Genomic DNA, 20,204 nt, shown 5'->3' with positions numbered 1-20,204 from the left:
GATGGCAAAAGAGATAATCAAGAACCTCAGTGAGGTGGACGGTAATATGACGAGTTTGAAAGAGTTTGCTCGCTATGGTGTCAAGTTGGTGGCTCTGGCCCAAGATGATATTGAAATGGTGCGTCAGTGGCGTAATGATCCCAAGATTGCCAACCTGATGCTCGACAAGACCTATATCACGAGCGAGATGCAGCAGTGCTGGTTTGACCGACTGCAGCACGCCACCGATCAATTTTACTACCTGGTGTGGTTTAAAAACCAACCCATTGGGGTCGCCTCTCTTATCAAGGTCAATCGTGACGCAGGATGTTGCGAACCAGGCATGTATATCTATGTCGATGAGTATCGAAATAACATAGTGCCCTTCTGTGTTGCGTTCGCACTTAATGACTTGGCTTTTGAAGAACTGGGGGTGTCGCAGCTGTTTGGCAAGATTTTTGCCAACAATCAGCCATCCGTCCGTTTTCATGAGGCGTGTGGCTACCGTCACTATGAAACGCAAGAAGATGGTCTCGGTTTGTATATGCTCGAACCAGAACCCTATCTGGCTGCTCGGGCTCACATCGCTCGTTTTATAAGGTACTGATAATGCAACTTGAACAGTTATTTTCCGATGCCTTGGGTATTCCTGTTGAGCAGGTTTCCGATGTACTGAGTTATCAAGGGATCCCTCAGTGGGATTCGGTTGCCCATATGGGTCTAATTGCTCAACTGGAAGATCATTACGGCATCTTGCTAGATACCGATGACATCATTGACATGAGTTCAGTCGCCAAGGTTCGCGAGATCCTGAAAAAATATGGTGTTGAACTCTGATGAGCGGGTTGCTGCAAGGCAAAAAAGTACTTGTCACTGGAGCCGGTCGCGGCATTGGTTTGGCTATCGCCCGGCAGTTTGCCGCACAAGGGGCGGTTCTATGGCTAAATGGCCGTGATGATGTCGAGATTGCTAGGGTAGCAGAGGCTTTGCATGCCGACTTTGGAGTGTCCTGTTTGCCACTTTGCTTCGATGTGGCTGAGCCGAAGGCGGTCAAACAGGCTTTCCAGCGACTGTTTACCGAGACCCGTCAGCTGGATGTGCTGGTCAATAACGCCGGGATTCTGGATGACGCATTGATCGGCATGGTCCAGCAACAGCAGATTGAACGCACATTTTCGACCAACAGTTATAGCACACTTTATTGCAGCCAGTATGCGGCTCGCCTGATGCAACGCGCGGGGGGGGGCAGTGTCATCAACATGACATCGATTATTGGTCGGGTGGGGAATTCGGGCCAAGCTGTCTATGCCGGCAGCAAGGCGGCAGTGATCGGTATTACCCAGTCACTGGCCAAGGAGCTGGCTGCCAGCCAGATCCGGGTCAATGCCATTGCCCCGGGTTTTATTGATACCGATATGGCGCATTCCATCCCAGAAGAGAAGTTTGCCGAGCGAGTGGCAAGCATCGCCATGGGACGGATTGGCACGCCAGATGAAGTGGCCAAAGTGGCCCTGTTTCTCGCGTCCGACTTGTCGAGTTATGTGACCGGGCAGGTAATTGGGGTCGATGGGGGGATGGTGATTTGAGCCAGCCTGATTTGTTGACTCATCTGGTTGATGACAATGATGAGCCCGCTTGGCGAGACCCGCAAGAGGGGTGGCTCAGTTATGGTGAACTGGCCCGGCGTGTGGCGCAGTTGGCCACCACCTATCCTGTCGGTCGTCATTTGGTCTACCTGCCATTTGTGACGTCAACCCGGCATCTGCTGCACTACTTGCTGGCCCTGCGTGATGGCCACGCCATCATGTTGGCCGATCCTGCTCAGGATGCCCGGTTGCACCGTGAACAGTGCCAGCGCTTTGGTGTCAGCCTGCAGGTATTGGAGGATGGGGCCGTTGCGCATCTTGGCGATGCGCCTTCCCTTCATCCTGAGCTGGCCATGCTGCTGCCGACATCTGGCAGCACCGGCTCCTGCAAATGGGTGCGATTGTCGCGCGCCAATCTGGATGCCAATGCCGCGGCCATCGCCGAATATCTGGCGCTGAACGGGGGGGAACGAGCCATAACCTCGTTGCCACTGTTTTACTCCTTCGGTATGTCGGTGCTTAACAGCCATCTTTTGGCTGGCGCCTCTCTGGTGTCATGCACTGCCAGTCCCCTTGAGCGCCAATTCTGGGATGAGGTCAATCGCCATCAGGTCACCAGCGTGGCGGGGGTGCCGTTTACCTTTCAGATGCTAAACCGCTTGCGTTTTGACTGGGCGCGTTATCCAAGCCTGATGACTCTGACCCAGGCCGGAGGGCGGCTTGAGCCGGCACTGGCAAAGCAATTTGCCGAGCAGGCAACTGCGCTGGGACGCCGTTTTTTCGTGATGTATGGTCAGACCGAAGCGGCGCCGCGCATCGCCTGGTTGGCGCACAATGAAGTGATGATTGCCCCGGATGCTATCGGCCGTGCCGTACCGGGCGGATGCCTCTCTCTGCGTCATGAGCCCGGATTTCCCGACGAGGAGGGGGAGTTGGTTTACCAAGGGCCAAACGTGATGTTGGGCTATGCGGAGCGCCCTGAAGATCTGGCGCGTGGGCGTGATATCGATGCGCTCTTTACCGGCGATCTGGCTCGTTGTGATGAGGCGGGCCGCTTCTATCTGACTGGGCGACTCAACCGTTTCCTGAAGCTGTTTGGCAAACGGGTGAGCTTGGCTGAAGTGGAAACCTGGTTGCAGGGGAGGGGCTATTCCTGCGCCGCGACCGGCCGCGATGATCGCCTGTTGGTAGCCATCGAGGCAGATGCGTGTCCCAGTGACGCACTACAGCTTGAGCTGGCCCGCTGGCTGATGGTGCCGCCATCAAGCGTGCGTATCTACCGACATCATTTGCCACGACGCAGCAATATGAAGATTGATTATCCGGCCCTATTGAGAGAGCTGGAGCAACTATGAACAAGCTGTTTGATGCACCGGTTTTCGGGCTGCCCCAACATGAAAAAAGTGGGCTGCTCCTTGCTCGCCTGAATGAATTGACGCAGCGCCATGGACAGGGTTGCCCAGCTTTTGCCAATATTCTGTCGGCGTTTGGCTGGGGTCAGGCTTCGACGTACCAAGAGCTTCCCTATCTGGCCGCCCGCCTGTTCAAATTGGCCCAATGGCAGAGTGTGCCGCAAGAAGAGGTATTCAAGGTGCTCACCTCCTCTGGCACTACCGGAACGCCGTCACGAATTGTGCTTGACAGGGAGACCGCCGCGTTGCAGAGCAAGGTGCTGGTGAAAATCTTGCAAGAGTTCGTCGGCAAGCAACGGCCTCCCATGCTGCTGGTGGAGCAACCCGCCCTGATTCAAAACCGCAGCGGTTTTTCAGCCCGCGGCGCCGGTGCGCTGGGGCTCTCCTTCCTTGGCCGTGACCATACTTATGCCCTCGATGAGCAGATGCGGCCCAACTGGCCTGTCATCGAGGCCTTTTGTGACAAATATGCGGGCCAGCCGGTTCTGTTGTTCGGCTTCACCTTCATGGTCTGGCAATGTTTGCTGGAGCCGTTGCGTGAGCGCGGTCTAGAACTGCCGCTGACGCAGGGCACGCTTTTTCACAGCGGTGGCTGGAAGAAGCTGCAACACCTCGCGGTAGATAATCCTGCCTTCAAGCTGCGCTGCCATAAACAGTTGGGGCTGAGCCGGGTGCACAACTTCTATGGCATGGTGGAGCAGGTGGGGTCGGTGTTTGTCGAGTGCGAGCAGGGCCATCTGCACGCCCCGCTTTTTGCTGATCTGCTGGTGCGGGATCCGCTGACCCATCGACCGCTCGGGATCGGCCAACCCGGTTTGTTGCAGGTGATCTCTGCCATTCCCCAAAGTTATCCAGGCCACAGCCTGCTGACCGAGGATCTCGGCGTGCTGCTGGGGGAGGATGATTGCCCCTGCGGCCGTCGTGGCCGTTATTTCCATGTATCAGGACGTCAGCAAGGCGCCGAGGTGAGGGGATGCAGCGACACTTTCCAGTGAGCCGATCAGATGTAGAAGATGTCATGTGGCAAGCGGGGCCAGAGGTCGCTTTCGTGGCTCCCGTCAGCGGCTGGCAAGGTTTTGTTACTCGCCCGCTGCCAAGCTTTGCGCCCGTCATAGGTGACTTTGTGGCTGCGCTCTCTGCACGTCTGCAGCAGAAGGGGCGAGAGAACCCGGATCTGGCCGCCTTTGGTTTTTGGTTGCGGCCACGCCAGATTGAGGTACAGCGCAAACGCATGGCAGGGCGCGCACCCTTGGGGATGGTTTTTCATCTGGTCCCCTCCAACGTGCCGACCGTCGCGTTCTACTCCTGGATCATGGCGCTGCTGATGGGCAATGGGTCCGTGGTACGTCTCTCATCGCGCATCGACCCGGTGCAAGAGGCCATACTGGCCATCCTGAACGAGCTCTTCTCTCTGCCCGAGTGGCAAGAGATTGCCTCCCGTACCCGTTTTATCCGCTATGACCACGACGAGGGCATCACCGCCTGGCTGTCGGCCCGGTGTCGCCTTCGCATTATCTGGGGAGGTGATGAAACCATCAGCCGGGTACGGGCTATTCCGCTCTCACCCCGCGCTCAGGAAATCGTGTTTCCGGATCGCCGCTCCATGGCGGTGTTGGATAGCCAATGGCTCGCCAACCTGGATGCTGCTGCGTGGCGGCAAGTGGTTGCGGCTTTGCAACAAGACTTTACTCGCTTCAATCAGCAAGCCTGCGCCTCGCCCACCACGATTTGCTGGTTGGGCTCTCCCGATAGTGTGTTGCGCCGTCGTTGGCTCGAAGCAGTCTTTGCCCCTTTTGCAGACAGCCCTGCCCTGATGATGGAACGCCTCATCAATTGTCAACAAAATGCCGCTCTCGATGGTCAGATGCAGCTGGAGACCTTTGCTGGCGTCACCTTATTGACTCCGGCACTCAATTTGCGACTTGCACACATCGGAGGAGGTACAGTTGCCGAATTTGTTGCCGATACCCTTGATGAGTTTCTGTTACAACCGTGGGATATGCAGACCTGTGTCTGGGTTGGGCCAGATAAAATGCGGCTTGAGTGTGCGCTACAGCTGTCGCCTCGCTGTCGTATCGATAGGGTGGCAAGTCCGGGACAGGCGCTGGCATTCGAATGGCTCTGGGACGGCATCGACATGCTGGTGGCCTGCAGCCGTCAGCTTGACCGTATTGAATAGTGGATGCCAGGTCACATAAATCAAGTCATATCAATGAATTAGCTTGGTCAGGCACGGCTCTTGCAGTAAAAATTGCCATGAAGGGCAGGAAGGGTTGACAGAGACCGTGCGGTAGCCTTGTCCATTTTCTCCAATTCGCTTCTTTTTTACTCTACTTCTGGATTCTCTATGAAAGTCAGCGTACTGGTGCCGGTGTATAACCTCGGGCGCTTTATCGAGCCCTGTCTGCTTAGTTTGCTGGAACAGCAAACCAATTTCGATTTTGAGGTCATTGCCATTGATGACGGCTCGAGCGATGACTCCTGGTCCATCATGCAGCGGCTGGCACGGCAGTGGCCGCAACTCAAGGTACTACAGAACTCGCAGAATATGGGGTTGGCCAAGACCCAGAAACGCTTGCTGAGAGAGGCTACCGGTGAATACATCGCCTATGTCGACGGGGATGATCTGGCTCTGCCGGGCAAGCTGCAGAGCCAGGCCGATTATCTTGATTCGCACACTAGCTGCACGCTTTGCTACCACGAAGCTGAGGTGTTTGATTCTGATAGTAACGAAGTGACTTCTCACTATTCGCGCGATTACTACAACGCTCGTTATATCCCGCAGCAAGCACAAGCCGAGCATTTGATCCGCTATGGTTGTTTCCCGAATGCCAGCTCGATTGTATTCCGCCGTCATGGTCATTTACAGGAGGCGGTCGACGAAGGGTGTCGAATTATCCTCGATCACCCCTGGCATATTCTCAATGCTCTTTATGGCAAGGGCAGTGTCGATTTTATTCCAGTGGTATATGGCCGTTACCGGATCCACTCTCACAGCTTTGGGGGACAAACCAAGCGTTCGTCAGAACGGCGTGACCAGGTGCTGGCTGATCAACTCAGAGCCTGTGACAACGCGCGTCCATTTGGGATATCCGAATCGGTTATCGCGGCAGGCAAGGCGCACTACCGTTTCGCGACGGCACTCTATTTTCTCAAACAGGGTGATGTAGTGCGTTTCGAGTGCTTCATCAATGAATCCGTGGTGGATGGCTGGTTCTTCGATGAGCGGCATCAATTGGCCTGGGAGAATCGTGCTCGACCCAACATTGTGGCTCAACTGCTTTTCGGGGTTTCTCAATGAGCTATCAGGCGATCGTCATCGGCGCCGGGCTGTCCGGTGCCGTCATGGCTGAACGAATGGCCAGCCAGCTCGGTTGGAAGGTACTTGTGCTGGAGCAGCGCGATCATATCGGTGGCAACTGCTTTGACGAGTATGATGAGCATGGGGTGTTGATCCATCGCTATGGACCGCACCTCTTCCATACCGATAACAAGGAAGTCTGGGATTACTTGTCGCAGTTTACCGAGTGGCTGCCTTATGAGCATCGTGTGTTGTCACGCATCGACGGGCAGTTGGTGCCTATCCCGTTCAACCTGACCAGCATCGAGTGCTGTTTCCCCGCCGACAAGGCAGCCGCCATGATTGAGGCCCTGCGCACCCGGTTTGGTGATGGTGCCAGAGTGCCTATTCTGGAACTGCGCAAAGAGGCGCATCCCCTGCTGGGTGAATTGGCAGATTTCATCTATCAGAAAGCCTTCGTCAACTACACCAGCAAACAGTGGGGGGTACCGCCCGAGCAGATCTCCCCCCAGGTGACGGCACGAGTGCCCGTGGTGGTGAGTCGGGATGAGCGCTACTTCACCGATCCCTGGCAGGCGGTGCCGGCGGAAGGCTATACCGCCATGTTTGAGCGCATACTTGCGCACCCCTTGATTGACGTAAGGTTGTCGACCCCTATGGAACAGTATGTCAGGTTGGACTGGCTGCAGAAGAGGGTGCTGCTGGATGGTCTTCCTTTCGATGGCCCACTGATATATACCGGTATGCTGGATCAGTTGATGCCGGCAGAAGGAAATTGCCTGCCATACCGCTCGCTGCGTTTTGAACATCGCCATCTGGCGCAAGAGCAATTTCAACCTGTCACCACCGTCAATTATCCGAATGAAGAAACCTTCACTCGGATAACCGAATTCAAGCATTTCAGCGGGCAGGTGCATCCCGGCACCAGTATCGTGTACGAATATCCCTGTGACTATCAGCCAGAGCAGGAGTTGGAGCCTTACTACCCGCTGTTTACCGATTCAGCTAAACAGCAGTATCAGGCTTGCTGTGATGAATTAACCAAGTTTCCGCGGCTAACAGCGTTGGGCCGACTTGCCGAATACCGTTATTTCGACATGGACGACGCTGTGGACAATGCGCTTGTCAAATTTCGAGACCTGAAACATGAATACTCAAGATATCAAAATTGATTTTGTCCTACCGTGGGTTGATGGCAGCGATCCTGAGTGGCAAGCCGAATTTGCTAAATATAAGCCTGCTAATCCCTTATTGAATACTGGGTCGCGGTTTCAAGACTGGGAGAATCTGCAGTATATTTTTAGAGCGTTCGAAAAATTTACACCATGGGTCAATAAGATTTTTTTGATCACTTGGGGGCACTTGCCTGCTTGGTTGAACATAAATCACCCCAAACTAGTTATTGTTAATCACAAAGATTATATCCAGCAGAAAAATCTGCCGGTATTCAACGTCAACCCCCTGGAGATTAATCTTCATCGCATCAAAGGATTGAGCGAACATTTCGTATTTTTCAATGATGATCTATTTATTCTGCGACCTTTACAGCAAGAAGAGTTTTTCCAGAACGGCCTACCAGTTGATTTCGCCATCATGGATGCAACACATGACGGTCTTATCTCTCACATAGTCCTTAATGATATCGATTTGATAAACAAAAACTTCAATAGACATGTGAAGCCAGCGTATGAAAAAAAGAAAATCGTCATAAATAATTTTAAAAAATGGTTCAATCCAAGATATGGTCTTGATGTTATAAATAACTTAGTCTTTCTGAAATGGAAAGGCCATACAGGTTTTGTCATGAACCACTATCCATCTCCTTATCTTAAAACGACATATTTTAATGTGTGGGAAAAAGAACCCATAATCATGGAAAAAACAACAGCCTCAAAATTCAGAAGTAATGAGGACGTAAATCAATATCTTTTTCGGTATTGGCAGTTGGTAACGGGGCAGTTCTATCCAGCAGAATATAGAAAGTGGAAAAAAGAGCGCATGCATGTCGAGGTAAGAACACTTCAGGATGCCAAGCGTGTTGCTCGTGATATTCAGAGTGGCCAATTTTCTATTTATTGCATCAATGATGCTATATATAAAGGTCGATATACCAAAGAAGATATGAGCGCCGAAGATTTCATTTTTTCAAAAAAAGAAATTAATGCTGCATTCGAGACGGTTTTCCCTGCTCGCTCTTCATATGAACTGTGAGGAGTATGTTCTTTTATCCGTTGACATGGCTCCCGTTACGAATATCTATTGGCCTCTCGGAAATCATCAGGACGTATTATGAGCAAAAACAGGATCCTCATTTTTGGTATCGGTGGATTATATCTGAAACTGAAAGACATTATTCTTTCTCATTATGAAGTTGTGGCTTTTTACGATAATGACGCCAGAAAATGTGGCCAATATTTGGATGGCCGATTGATCCGGCATGTCGATGATGGTTTTCCATATGACTTTCAATTTATTCTGGTTGCTAGCATGTATTTTGCTGATATTCGAGCCCAGCTTCTTGCTGCTGGAATTTGTGATGCCAAGATAAAAAATATTAATTTTGATAAATTGATTGGCCGTGATTTGCTAGCATCAAAAAAAACAACCATTAATCAAAAAAAGAAAGAGATTATAGAAAAAATTAATGGTTCCTTGCTGTTTGTTATCAACACGCTACGCGCAGGTGGAGCGGAAAGGGCTCTAATAAATCTACTCAGTTTGCTGGCTGTGCGTGGTGTTTCAGTCAACGTGATTTCTCTTTATGGTGGTGGAGTATATAGTTCTCAGATTAATCATCCACATGTCCATGTTGAATTATTTCCCCCTGAAGATGATATTGTTGGTAAATTGATAATAAATACGACGCCCAATTTTCAAGAAATGGTTATAGATAAAAAATTCGATGTTGTTATCTCATTTCTCGAGGGACATGCCACGTTATTTTGCTCATCTATTCCCGCCAGAAAAAAAATAGCATGGTGTCATACAAATCTAAAAACTTATCATTGGACTAGTCATTTTTTCGTCAGTGATGTTGCTGAGCAGGCTTGCTACAATAAATTTGACGAAATTGTATTTGTATCCCAATCTGGCTTGGCTGGTTTTTGTGAGCTATATCCTGGCATAAACAGCCACAAGTCTGTTATTCCTAATGTATTTAATTCATCACAAATTATTAAACTTTCTCATGGCAATGTAAATTTCTCTGGGTTTACATTTATAACAGTGGGGCGATTGACTGCGGTCAAAGGATTTGATCGGCTGATTGAGGCTTTTGCTGATGTGTGCCTGCGCGTAACAAAAGAAGTGAATCTGATGATCATTGGTATCGGAGAAGAGTATGAGCGGTTGAGTACGCTGGTTTCTTCCCTTGATTTGACTGATCGCGTGATTTTGTTGGGATATTCGGAGAATCCTTACCAGTATATGTCTGCCGCAGATGTTTATATCTCTTCGTCATATACCGAGGGACATCCGCTTTCCATCGGCGAGGCATTAATACTTGGCTTGCCCGTCGTCGCGACGGACAACCAGGGGGCAAATGATATTCTTCAGCATGGAGATTACGGATTACTGGTAGATAATTCTATCAATGGTTTGTTATCCGGTATGTTACGGGCGGTAAATGATTCGACATTTTTGCCTGAGTATACAGCCAGATCGATACAAGGCAGTGCACAGTTTGATAGCGAAAAAATCATCGATTCTTTTCTGGCAGTTATTGATTAGAACCTTGGAATTAATTAAATAAAGCCGCTGCTATTAAATCCAGGGTTGCCAGTGATGGATGTGTTTGATATGGCCGGATTTCCTTGAATTACAAAGATAGCATCACCATGCTGTACCTGGGGTTTTCAATTTCAATGTATTCTGTATATAAAAGATGAGAAGTTTGAAAATTGTGAATGACATCGGTAGCACGTGCTGAGCATTGTTAATCAGTTAGATGATTACTCACAACAGTAATGATGGTGATGGTACGTTGTCTGCATTTATTGAGTCCTTCCCACACTTTCACAAAACCACATCGAAGTGTAATTTTTGCGAATATATTAGATACCATTGCTGGAATAAAATCTAGAGCTGGTACTGAATATCGAATATACACGTAGCTTAATATAAAAGACCAAGGTGTTATAAATGTTGAACATATGTATGGTTGCCTACATCAATTTGAAGACAAAAAGCTTAATAGGTGTAAGGAAAAAGGTGTATGCCCAATGCGTTCACATGTCAAATAATAATGTGACGACCTCTCTCGTGTGTCTTGATGGGGCAAACATCATTTTGCTAGAATTTTTTAATGGGCAAGAAGTGTCGCAAGAAATATTATCATCCAATACTCCAGTAGGTGGTGAATCGTTTTTTAGTAAGGTGGCTTATCTCATACAACAAAACACGATTAAAACAAATTATATGTGCATAAGGTACCATGTTCTTGCTGATGATTCATTGGCGCAACTTGTAAAAGTCGCAGCAGAGAAATTTGCCGTGTATTTTGAAATACCAACATTCCCGTACGATGGCGAACTGACGGAAGAAAGGATAAAAATCGATACGCATAATCAAAAGTTGATATCACCTTATGTTGCTGGTGTTTTCTGTCCTGCCTGTGTGGATGGTGATGTTTTTCTTGGGAAAAAAATAATTAAAACAGGGAATGGTGTGCAGCTGTTCGATACTGACTCAGAATTAAATCATAAAAATATTATTGAAGATTTTAAAATTGTTGGTGTTGCATCCTTAACCTTTTGGCATGGTTATGACAGAATCATAAAATCACTTGATGATTTTAAGCGTAAATTGCCAAATATACGATGTAATTATTATATTATCGGTGAGGGGCCAGAAAAAGATAAACTGGCCAAGTTAGCAAAAGAATTATCTGTTGAGGATATGGTTCATTTCTGTGGTTCTCTGGATGGAGATGATCTACTTAAAATGTATCAGATGGCTCATTGTGGCGTCGCATCTTTAGGCTTGCATAGACATCACGCTGAAAATGTTAAAATAGAGACGCTAAAAGTAAGAGAGTTTATGGCGATGGGGCTTCCATTTATTCTGAGTTATCAAGATAGTGTGGATTTTTATTCGTTGCCAGGGGTGTATCGGGTGAGTAATGATGATCTTCCTATTGATCTGGTTGATATTTTCAATAAATGCAAGATTTTTTATTTAGATAAATCGGCTGGTGTTTTAATTGACTTTGCAAGGAGAAATTTTGGCTGGGAAGAAATAATGAAAAAACAGGTGGGTTATATTGTTAAATCAGTTTAATCTGCAGCGTTGAAAGGAATTTCTCTGCGCCCTACGTTATTCAGAAAAGCGACTCTATGAGCTTGGTAAAGCAATGTGACTAACCGATGATAAAAACCCAGTAGAAGTGGCATTAATTAAAAATGGTCATAGTCAATAATTAAAAATAGTCATAGTCAATCGCCGTCAAGATCAGAAAACTATCATAGTTAAGTACGAAATGAAGAGTGTAAACTCCTCTCGACACCAATTATTAAAATGAGCCGCTTATGCCAGGACTGTTCGGTTATATAAAAAAATACCCCGCACATTCGGATGCGATAAGTCAGATCATTCGTATGCAAGAGGATCTTTATCCAGTTGCTATTGAACATGAACATCAAGATGAAAACTTAGCTGGGGTTCGATGCTATTCCTTCTATGAAAAAATGACGCATCAAGATGCGACGGGCACTATTCATATTTGGGTCGAAGGGTGTGTTTATAATCTGGCGGAGGTGGCTCATCGATATCGACGTGTTTTCCAGGATCTGAATCAGGCTCTGCTATGGGGTTATCAGCAAAAACTGCTGGCAGAGATGCTGGCGGCGCTGGATGGAATATTCTGCGTGGTAATATATGATCGGCAGCAAAAAAAAGTCACCTTGTTGACTGACCGATATGGTATGCGTGGGCTTTTTTACTATCACAAGAATAGCCATTTTGCTTGGGCAAGTGAGATCAAGGGGTTTATGCCGCTGGAGTTCTTCGATAGGCAACTGGATAAACAGGCTCTCTCTTGTTTTATGGATCTGGGCTATCTGGTCGGCGATATTACCTATTTTACTGGTGTGAGCCTGTTACCACCCGCAACGCTGCTAACCTATGATATCGATACCGATCGATTGCACAGTCAGCGTTATTGGTCGTGGGCAGATATTAAGCAATGTAATTTGTCATTCAGAGATGCGACCGATGCATTGGGTGAAATCGTGATGCGTGCCGTTCATCGTCGAATTGATATGGCAGAGTCGTTAGTATTCCCCATCAGTGGTGGGTTGGATTCAAGAATTTTGCTGGCGGCGACGCATCGCCTGTATCCGGGATATAAGGGGCCTTGCTTTACTTTTGGAACTCATGATTGTGCCGATATCGTTTTGGCGCAGAAAGTGACCGATCTGGTTGGTTGGCCCCATGAAATTCATGAATTGACACCAGACAATTGGTTTGAAAGACGGATACCTACCATCTGGGTAACCGATGGACTGCTGGATATGCAACATATGCATGGCTGTGAATTTGTTGATGATATTACCAAGCAGGGGCGTTTTGTTATAAATGGTTATTCTGGTGATGCCATTTTGGGTCCAAGTTTTTTGCGTGCTGACACCACTAATAAACGAATCAATAAAGGTATTGCGGAAAAATATTATGGACAATATGTTCATTTAGCCGATATTGAATCATCGTTCTATGATATTCCGCATGTTGAGCCAAATCTCTTGATGAATCGGGTCAGAAGGTTTACCAATATGGGAACTTTGGCTTCATCGCCCTGGCTGGAACATAAAAAGCCATTTTTAGATAATGAGCTGATCGAGTTTGTATTCAGCATTAATGACGAGTATCGACTTGAAAATAAACTATATTCAACGATGTTGCTTAATCAATTTCCTGAGTTTTATAAGACTATTCCGTGGCAAAAAACAGGTAGAACAATAGATAATAATCCAGAGGTTGCCATGCCTTTGTCTGCCACCGAGAACTATACCGATTATATTAGCTGGATAAGAGAGCCTGATATCGCTGTCAAGATCGATAGGATACTAAATTCACCAACTGCTTTATATCGGAATTTCATTGATGAAGATTGGCATGAGATGTATCTTGTGCCACATTTGAAGAAAAATCTGAATCGAAGCAATAAAATACTTCGAGCCGTAACAATTGAATTATTCTTGCAAAACTTCTTCCAGTTTCCATAAGAGCTACTAAATCATGTCAAGTAAGAGCAAGCAATTCCTCAGAGAGCATGTTTACGAAGAGTCGTTAATCAATTTTGGCCTTAGGAACGAAAAATACTTGGATGATGTCATTGATTCCTGGTCTGATTTTGAAAATGATCTCAATGGACGTTGGCGTGAACTAGAACATTTTGGGGATGTTCATGGTTGTATTCTTGACATGGCCGCCTGAGTCGGTTCATTTGTCTTTCGTGGTTTGAATCGGGGGTATAATGTTTGCGGTGTTGAACCAGAAAGCTGGAAACTTGAATATATCAAGATGCGAATTGAAGAAGAACCAAATTATTCTGAGTTTAACGATAGAATTAAATATGGTCTTGGTGAAAAACTGGACTTCGAGGACAATACGTTCTATTTAGTGACTACATATCAGACACTTGAGCATGTTCAGGATGTTGCCGCTTGTATTGATGAATTGATACGGGTGGCCAAGCCCGGTGGGAAAGTTATAATTCAAGCACCCGACTATTGTGGCCTTTTTGAACCTCATTATTTGTTACCGCTTTTGCCAAGGTTGAACCAGCTGATGGCAAAATTCTTTCTGAAGGTTATCAATAGGCCAACAACAGGATTAAAGACACTTAATTGGATAACAAGTAAAAAAATCACATCCTATATTAGTGAGAAATATCCAGGGTTGGAAGTGATCGATGTCAGAAGATGTCATCATAATAAAAATGTGAAGTTAGTTGTGGATAAATATCATTTGCCCGAGTTCTTCGTGAGGAACTGCTTTAGGTTTTGTAAATGGTTAAAATCATTCCGTCGGTGCGAAGACATGTATCTGGTCATCAAAATGTTGTGAGGTAAGTTATGATTTTGCACGTCATGATAATGGAAAAGTTTATGCCACCATTCATTGATTTCATGATTGAGCATTTTGATATCAGACAGCATCGGTTTGTTTTTATCACCAGTCCTAAGTATCAATATGGTTTGCAACCTCATCACCCAGTCGAGTTTTTGTATCGTGATGAAGATTTTGTAACGCTTGCCTCCTATTTTGATGCGGCGGAAAAAATAATACTGCACGGTCTATGGCGGCAAAAGGTGAATGATCTTCTCGTGCAAAGTAAAAGCTGGCTTGACAAGTCTTTCTGGGTAATGTGGGGGGGGGACTTTTATTATTATGACCAATATTCACTTAACCATAGGAAAGTAATAAATAATGTATCTGGGTTAATATCATATGTTCCTGGAGATATTGAAATTGTCAGGAAGAGATATATGGCTCGTGGCAATACTTATTCTTGTTTCTTTTACCCAAGTAATGTTTATTGCGGGCCGAGGTATGACCCTCATAGCGATTGTGACGGCGACGCTCAGTCACTGAATGTCATGCTTGGGCACTCCGGCGTTGTAGAAAATAATCATGCGTACTGGATTAAATACTTTGCAGATATTAAAAATGTGACTGTTTTTTCTCCTTTGGCTTACCCTAAAAATTCTGACTATGTGACAGAGGTGATCGCTATTGGTGATGCGATCCTCGGGGAACGGTTTAATCCAATGCTGGATTTCTTCTCAAGAGAAAAGTATGAACATTTTTTGAATGGAATTGATTTTGCGATTATGCCTTCTTGGCGTCAGCATGGTATGGGAAATATTATTTCTCTACTTGGACGAGGTATCCCGGTAGCTATGCATGCAGAGACTACATCAAGACAGTTTTTTCTTAGTATGGGGGTTGATGTTTTTTCAGTTGAGCAGATTAATGCGGCTTTACTAAGCATTGGCTATCAATCACAGAATGCTAAAATCATACATGATTATTTTACTGTTAATCAGTTGGTTAATGATTGGCGTGCGATTTTTAATGGCTAGCTTGCCAAGTGTCATCTATAGTCGATTGGGGTGAATTATGATATGAAGCTTTATTTAGAGGGAGCAATCGATGATGATTAATTGGATGGCGCGCTTGAGATAATTAAACGTTATGTTATTGGCCATGTGCTTTCTGTGTCTGTGAAAGTCGTTTTTAGTCTGATGAACTGGATTTTATAAAAGGTTTTTTCATATGTATTTAGCCTCATCAAATAAAGTGAAAATTCTGGCTGCAGGGTTAAAAGGATTGAGGGCAATACAAGGAGTAAAGGAAAAAACTGATGATGTTTTTGTTGTTATAGGCAAAGATGTTCATGTTAAAAATGATTTTTCTGGAGAGATTGAATTATTTTGTAAAAAGGAAGAAATTCAATATTCGTATGATATGTCTGATGGTGATAATGATTTTGGGCTTGCTATAGCTGCAGGATGGCAACGGATGATTTATGATATGCCATCATCAGCGCTAATAGTGTTTCATGACTCATTGTTGCCTAGATATAGAGGATTTAACCCTTTGGTTACGGCTTTATTGAATAAAGATCGTTTTATAGGGGTGACAGCATTAAGTGCGGCTGATAAATATGATTGCGGTGATATAATTTATCAATTAAAAATACCTGTCGAGTATCCGATTTTAATTGAAGATGCCATTCGTAAAGTTGGTGACTCTTATTATGTTGTCGCAAAAACAATATACGACTTGTTCATTAGGAATGAATTAAAAGGTACATCTCAGGACGAAGCGTTGGCTACGTATAGTTTATGGAGAGACAGTGATGATTACGCCATTAATTGGAGTATGGATGCTGAACAAATACAGTTGCTAGTAAACAGCGTTGGATATCCCTATCTTGGTGCATCTACAAGTGTTAATGGTGAGTTAATTAGAGTGAAAAGTGCTACTTTAGTTAAAGATCTCATCATTGAAAACCGAACACCTGGGAAGATAATTTATTTTGATGGTAATATGCCAGTTGTTGTTTGTGGTAAAGGCCTTCTGCGATTAGATTGTTTAGAGACAAATGATGGTGATTTAATGGTGATTACAAAACTCAGAACAAGATTCAAATGAATATGACGCCATTTAACAAACCCTATTTGCATGGCCGTGAGTTGGTCTATATTGCTGAATCAGTTGCCAGCGGAAAGATATCGGGTGATGGTGTGTTCACTCGTAAATGTCACAATTATTTGGAGTCGCGTTATAACTTTGGCAAAGTACTGCTGACCACTTCCTGTACCGATGCTTTGGAAATGGCGGCGATTTTGCTCAATATTCAACCTGGTGATGAGGTGATTGCACCAAGTTATACATTTGTTTCCACGGTCAATGCGTTTGTCCTGCGTGGAGCCAAAATTGTCTTTGCGGATTCTTATCCCGAACATCCGAACATTGACCCGAAGCAAATTGAAGCGCTGATTACTCCCAGAACACGCGCGATCGTGGTTGTTCACTATGCCGGTGTGGCCTGTGATATGGATGCGATCATGTCACTGGCTGAGCGATATAAGATCCCAGTCGTTGAGGATGCAGCCCAAGCGATCGACTCGTTTTATAAATCACACCCATTGGGCAGCATCGGTTGTCTATCTACATTTTCATTCCACGAGACCAAAAACATTATTTCCGGTGAAGGTGGTCTACTGGTTATCAATGATAAGCAGTATATACAGCGTGCTGAGATAATTCGCGAGAAGGGAACTAACCGTAGCTCGTTCTTCCGTGGCGAGGTTGATAAATACGGTTGGGTCGATATTGGCTCCTCTTTTTTACCCTCCGATATCATTGCCGCCTATCTGTATGCGCAGTTGGAGCAGTTGGACGCAATCCAAAGACGTCGGCTTGAAATATGGCATCGCTATCTACAGGCATTGACACCCGTGGTCGGCGTTTATGGGATTAAATTGCCATCAATCCCTGACTATGCCACCAACAATGCGCACATGTTTTACCTGGACTGTGCCAGCCTTCAACAGCGTAGTCAGTTAATTCAATATCTGGAATTAGCCGGGATTAAAGCCGTTTTTCATTACCAATCTTTGCATCGCAGCCCCTATTTTCAGGGACTGCATGATGGTCGTTCACTGCCCAATGCGGATCATTTCACCGATTCGATCGTCCGTTTGCCGATGTATTTCGATTTGTCGAATGATGAAGTCGATTTTGTCTGTGCGCAAATTATCAGCTGTCTCAATCAAGCCGGCTAGTGGCCGGTTTCGCGGCACCGAAATCATTTTCGGTCCATGTCGGCTGTTGGCGGCGATTAATTTGTTCTCATGGCATTAAAAGCGGAGCCTAATCGCGCCATTCATTTGCTGGTTCTTATACGCTAGCGGCTTTTGGCAGCTTGTTTGGAGTAAAACGATGTCTTCAACTCAGCGCGTGCTGATCGTGTTCGGAACTCGCCCGGAGGCCATCAAGATGGCTCCTGTTATCAAGGCGTTCCGCAGTCATTCCGGTGTTGAGGTTGCCGTCTGTGTTACCGGGCAGCATCGCCAGATGCTGGATCAGGTGCTCGCCCTGTTTGATATTCGACCCGAATTCGATCTGGATATCATGACCCCGGGTCAGGATCTCAATGATGTTACTGCGGCCATTCTCGTTGGCCTCAAGCCGGTTTTTGCCGCTTTTCAACCCACTCGAGTGTTGGTTCACGGGGATACGGTGACGTCCTTTGCTACCACTCTGTGCGCTTATTATCATCGTATCCCGGTCGGGCATGTCGAAGCTGGGTTGCGGACTGGCAATCTCTATTCTCCCTGGCCGGAAGAGGGGATGCGCCGCTTGACTGGCGGCATTGCGGACCAGCACTACACGCCCATCGAGAGCAGCCGTCAGAATCTGCTGCGTGAGAATATTCCAGCACAAAACATCTTCGTCACCGGTAATTCCGTAATCGATGCCCTGCTGGAGATCTCCGATAAGATAGAAAAGGACACGGCATTGCAGCTTAGCCTGAGTCAGCGGTTTGCGTTCCTCGATGGCCGCAAGCGGATGTTGCTGGTGACAGGCCACCGTCGGGAAAATCACGGGGAAGGTTTCGAGCGGATTTGTCGCGCCTTGCGGCAGCTGGCAACCAGAGATGATGTGCAGATTGTGTATCCGGTCCATCTCAATCCAAATGTGCTGGATGTGGTACAGCGCAATCTGGGGGGGGTGGCCAATATCTTCCTGATTGAACCGCAGGATTATCTTGCCTTTGTCTATCTGATGAAGCGCAGCTATCTGATTTTGACCGACTCGGGTGGTATTCAGGAGGAGGCTCCTACCTTAGGAAAGCCGGTCCTGTGCATGCGCGATACCACCGAGCGGCCAACAGCGGTCTCGGCCGGAACCGTCTATCTGGTGGGCACTGACGAGCACGCAATTGTGGCCAAAACCTGCCTGCTGCTGGATAACGAACCTGCCTATCAGGCCATGAGTCTGGCCATGAATCCCTATGGCGATGGCAAAACCAGCGAGCGGATTGTCGCGGCCGTACTGGGTTGCGCTTGATGGCATGAGATTCGCTAGGTGTTTTCACTCTCTTAAAACAACACAGCGGTCATGGCCGCACCGAAGTATCTGGAGCCGTAGCAGTATGAAATTTAACAGCGTATCCATCATCGGACTGGGCTATATCGGCCTGCCCACGGCGGCGATCATTGCCAGCAACGGAATTCGGGTACTCGGTTTCGATGTGAATGCCCATGCGGTGGATACGATCAACCATGGCAAAATTCATATTATTGAACCCGGGCTCGAGGATCTGGTACGCACTGCGGTGGAAGCTGGCTACTTGAGTGCTCACTCCACCCCGCAGCCTGCCGATGTCTTTCTGGTGGCGGTACCGACGCCGTTTAAAGGTAAGAATCGCGAGCCGGATCTGCGCTTTATTCGGGAGGCGGCGCAGAGTCTGGCGCCCTGTCTTGAACCGGGCAATCTGGTGATCCTGGAGTCCACCTCACCGGTTGGAACGACCGAGCTGATAGCCTCCTGGTTGGCTGAGTCGCGTCCCGACTTGACGTTTCCGCACACGGTCAAGCCGGGAACATGCCCTGATGTGTTGGTGGCTTATTGTCCTGAGAGGGTTTTGCCTGGTCATGTGGTTCGTGAATTGGTTGATAATGATCGAATCATCGGTGGCTTGGATGCCGCCAGTACTGAAGCAGCCATGGCGTTTTATCGTCTTTTTGTGAAAAATGGAGAGTGCATCGCCACATCAGCGCGCACTGCTGAGATGAGCAAGCTGGCGGAAAACTCCTTTCGTGATGTCAATATTGCCTTTGCCAATGAACTATCGCTGATTTGCGACCGGCAGGGGATCGATGTGTGGGAGTTGATCTCTTTGGCAAATCGCCATCCGCGGGTGAATATTTTGCAACCCGGCTGCGGTGTTGGCGGCCATTGTATCGCGGTAGATCCTTGGTTTCTCGTCAATCAGAATCCGGATCTGGCGAAACTGATCCAGCAGGCCAGACTGGTGAATGATTACAAACCTCTCTATGTTGTTGAGCAAATCGAGAAGGCGTTACCTGAACAGTCCAGCCGCCGGATTGCCTGTCTGGGCTTGTCCTTCAAGCCGAACATCGATGATTTGCGTGAAAGTCCGGCCTTGAACATCACGCGTATTCTGGCTCGTTGTACCCAGAATGAAATTCTGGTGGTTGAACCGCATATTTCCGCATTGCCGCTCGAGTTATCTGGCCTGAAGAATGTCCAGTTGGTGACGTTGGAGCAGGCGCTCGACCAGGCCGATGTGGTCGTGCAGTTGGTGAAACATAACCAATTCTCCGATGTGGCTACTACGTGTGTAAAGCAGGTCAGGTATATGAAGTTTTGTTGAGGGAGGGGGGACGA

The 20,204-nt window shown here is 47.2% G+C and carries 19 protein-coding genes; all 19 read left to right on the top strand.

The genetic code is table 11. The annotated features are described in order from the left end of the window. Position 1: 1 nt before the first annotated feature. Entirely contained in the window at positions 2–586 is a 585-nt protein-coding gene (locus NOM06_RS14610; RefSeq protein WP_164537106.1) for a GNAT family N-acetyltransferase, read from the top strand. Continuing rightward, entirely contained in the window at positions 583–816 is a 234-nt protein-coding gene (locus NOM06_RS14605; RefSeq protein ID WP_164537960.1) for an acyl carrier protein, read from the top strand. Before NOM06_RS14610 ends, NOM06_RS14605 begins: the two co-directional genes overlap by 4 nt. Continuing rightward, entirely contained in the window at positions 816–1,565 is a 750-nt protein-coding gene (locus NOM06_RS14600; RefSeq protein ID WP_255912090.1) for an SDR family NAD(P)-dependent oxidoreductase, read from the top strand. Before NOM06_RS14605 ends, NOM06_RS14600 begins: the two co-directional genes overlap by 1 nt. After that, positions 1,562–2,920, top strand: coding sequence for an AMP-binding protein (locus tag NOM06_RS14595; RefSeq protein WP_255912088.1), 1,359 nt, complete (start codon positions 1,562–1,564; stop codon positions 2,918–2,920). Before NOM06_RS14600 ends, NOM06_RS14595 begins: the two co-directional genes overlap by 4 nt. After that, positions 2,917–3,972 carry an acyl-protein synthetase gene (locus NOM06_RS14590; RefSeq protein WP_255912086.1) on the top strand — a complete coding sequence of 352 codons (1,056 nt, stop codon included), beginning with the start codon at positions 2,917–2,919 and terminating at the stop codon, positions 3,970–3,972. Before NOM06_RS14595 ends, NOM06_RS14590 begins: the two co-directional genes overlap by 4 nt. Beyond that, positions 3,951–5,156 (top strand): acyl-CoA reductase, encoded by a 1,206-nt coding sequence (locus tag NOM06_RS14585; RefSeq protein ID WP_255912085.1) that lies wholly within the window; start codon positions 3,951–3,953, stop codon positions 5,154–5,156. Before NOM06_RS14590 ends, NOM06_RS14585 begins: the two co-directional genes overlap by 22 nt. A gap of 168 nt (positions 5,157–5,324) precedes the next feature. Then, complete coding sequence (locus NOM06_RS14580) at positions 5,325–6,278, top strand: glycosyltransferase (protein WP_255912084.1); 954 nt, start codon at positions 5,325–5,327, stop codon at positions 6,276–6,278. After that, positions 6,275–7,450 (top strand): UDP-galactopyranose mutase, encoded by a 1,176-nt coding sequence (gene glf, locus NOM06_RS14575; RefSeq protein WP_255912083.1) that lies wholly within the window; start codon positions 6,275–6,277, stop codon positions 7,448–7,450. The genes NOM06_RS14580 and glf overlap by 4 nt, the downstream gene beginning before the upstream one ends. After that, the gene (locus NOM06_RS14570) at positions 7,425–8,489 is read left to right on the top strand and encodes a stealth family protein (protein ID WP_255912082.1); all 1,065 of its coding nucleotides are present in this window, start codon (positions 7,425–7,427) and stop codon (positions 8,487–8,489) included. The genes glf and NOM06_RS14570 overlap by 26 nt, the downstream gene beginning before the upstream one ends. Before the next feature lie 78 nt (positions 8,490–8,567). Beyond that, positions 8,568–10,007 (top strand): glycosyltransferase, encoded by a 1,440-nt coding sequence (locus NOM06_RS14565; protein ID WP_255912081.1) that lies wholly within the window; start codon positions 8,568–8,570, stop codon positions 10,005–10,007. A gap of 426 nt (positions 10,008–10,433) precedes the next feature. Then, positions 10,434–11,555 carry a glycosyltransferase gene (locus NOM06_RS14560; RefSeq protein ID WP_255912080.1) on the top strand — a complete coding sequence of 374 codons (1,122 nt, stop codon included), beginning with the start codon at positions 10,434–10,436 and terminating at the stop codon, positions 11,553–11,555. A 248-nt stretch (positions 11,556–11,803) separates the two neighbouring features. After that, complete coding sequence (locus tag NOM06_RS14555) at positions 11,804–13,498, top strand: asparagine synthase-related protein (RefSeq protein WP_255912079.1); 1,695 nt, start codon at positions 11,804–11,806, stop codon at positions 13,496–13,498. Between the two features lie 13 nt (positions 13,499–13,511). Then, complete coding sequence (locus NOM06_RS14550; RefSeq protein WP_255912078.1) at positions 13,512–13,709, top strand: hypothetical protein; 198 nt, start codon at positions 13,512–13,514, stop codon at positions 13,707–13,709. Positions 13,710–13,733: 24 nt separating this feature from the next. Continuing rightward, positions 13,734–14,342, top strand: a complete 609-nt coding sequence (locus NOM06_RS14545) for a class I SAM-dependent methyltransferase (RefSeq protein ID WP_255912077.1) — start codon at positions 13,734–13,736, stop codon at positions 14,340–14,342. A 41-nt stretch (positions 14,343–14,383) separates the two neighbouring features. After that, a complete protein-coding gene (locus NOM06_RS14540) occupies positions 14,384–15,361 on the top strand; it encodes a TDP-N-acetylfucosamine:lipid II N-acetylfucosaminyltransferase (protein WP_255912075.1) in 978 nt (325 codons plus the stop codon). A gap of 193 nt (positions 15,362–15,554) precedes the next feature. Next, a complete protein-coding gene (locus NOM06_RS14535; protein ID WP_255912073.1) occupies positions 15,555–16,436 on the top strand; it encodes a methionyl-tRNA formyltransferase in 882 nt (293 codons plus the stop codon). A gap of 2 nt (positions 16,437–16,438) precedes the next feature. Further along, positions 16,439–17,572, top strand: coding sequence for a dTDP-4-amino-4,6-dideoxygalactose transaminase (gene rffA, locus NOM06_RS14530; protein WP_255912071.1), 1,134 nt, complete (start codon positions 16,439–16,441; stop codon positions 17,570–17,572). 157 nt (positions 17,573–17,729) lie between these two features. Further along, positions 17,730–18,860, top strand: coding sequence for a non-hydrolyzing UDP-N-acetylglucosamine 2-epimerase (wecB, locus tag NOM06_RS14525; protein WP_255912070.1), 1,131 nt, complete (start codon positions 17,730–17,732; stop codon positions 18,858–18,860). Positions 18,861–18,945: 85 nt separating this feature from the next. Then, a complete protein-coding gene (gene wecC / locus NOM06_RS14520; RefSeq protein ID WP_255912069.1) occupies positions 18,946–20,190 on the top strand; it encodes a UDP-N-acetyl-D-mannosamine dehydrogenase in 1,245 nt (414 codons plus the stop codon). Positions 20,191–20,204: the final 14 nt, after the last annotated feature.

Origin of the sequence: Aeromonas sp. JL9 (assembly GCF_024436075.1) — a bacterium.
Taxonomy (GTDB): domain Bacteria; phylum Pseudomonadota; class Gammaproteobacteria; order Enterobacterales; family Aeromonadaceae; genus Aeromonas; species Aeromonas veronii.
The sequence above is the reverse complement of the archived record's forward strand: the minus strand, read 5'-3'. Positions and strand labels throughout refer to the sequence as shown.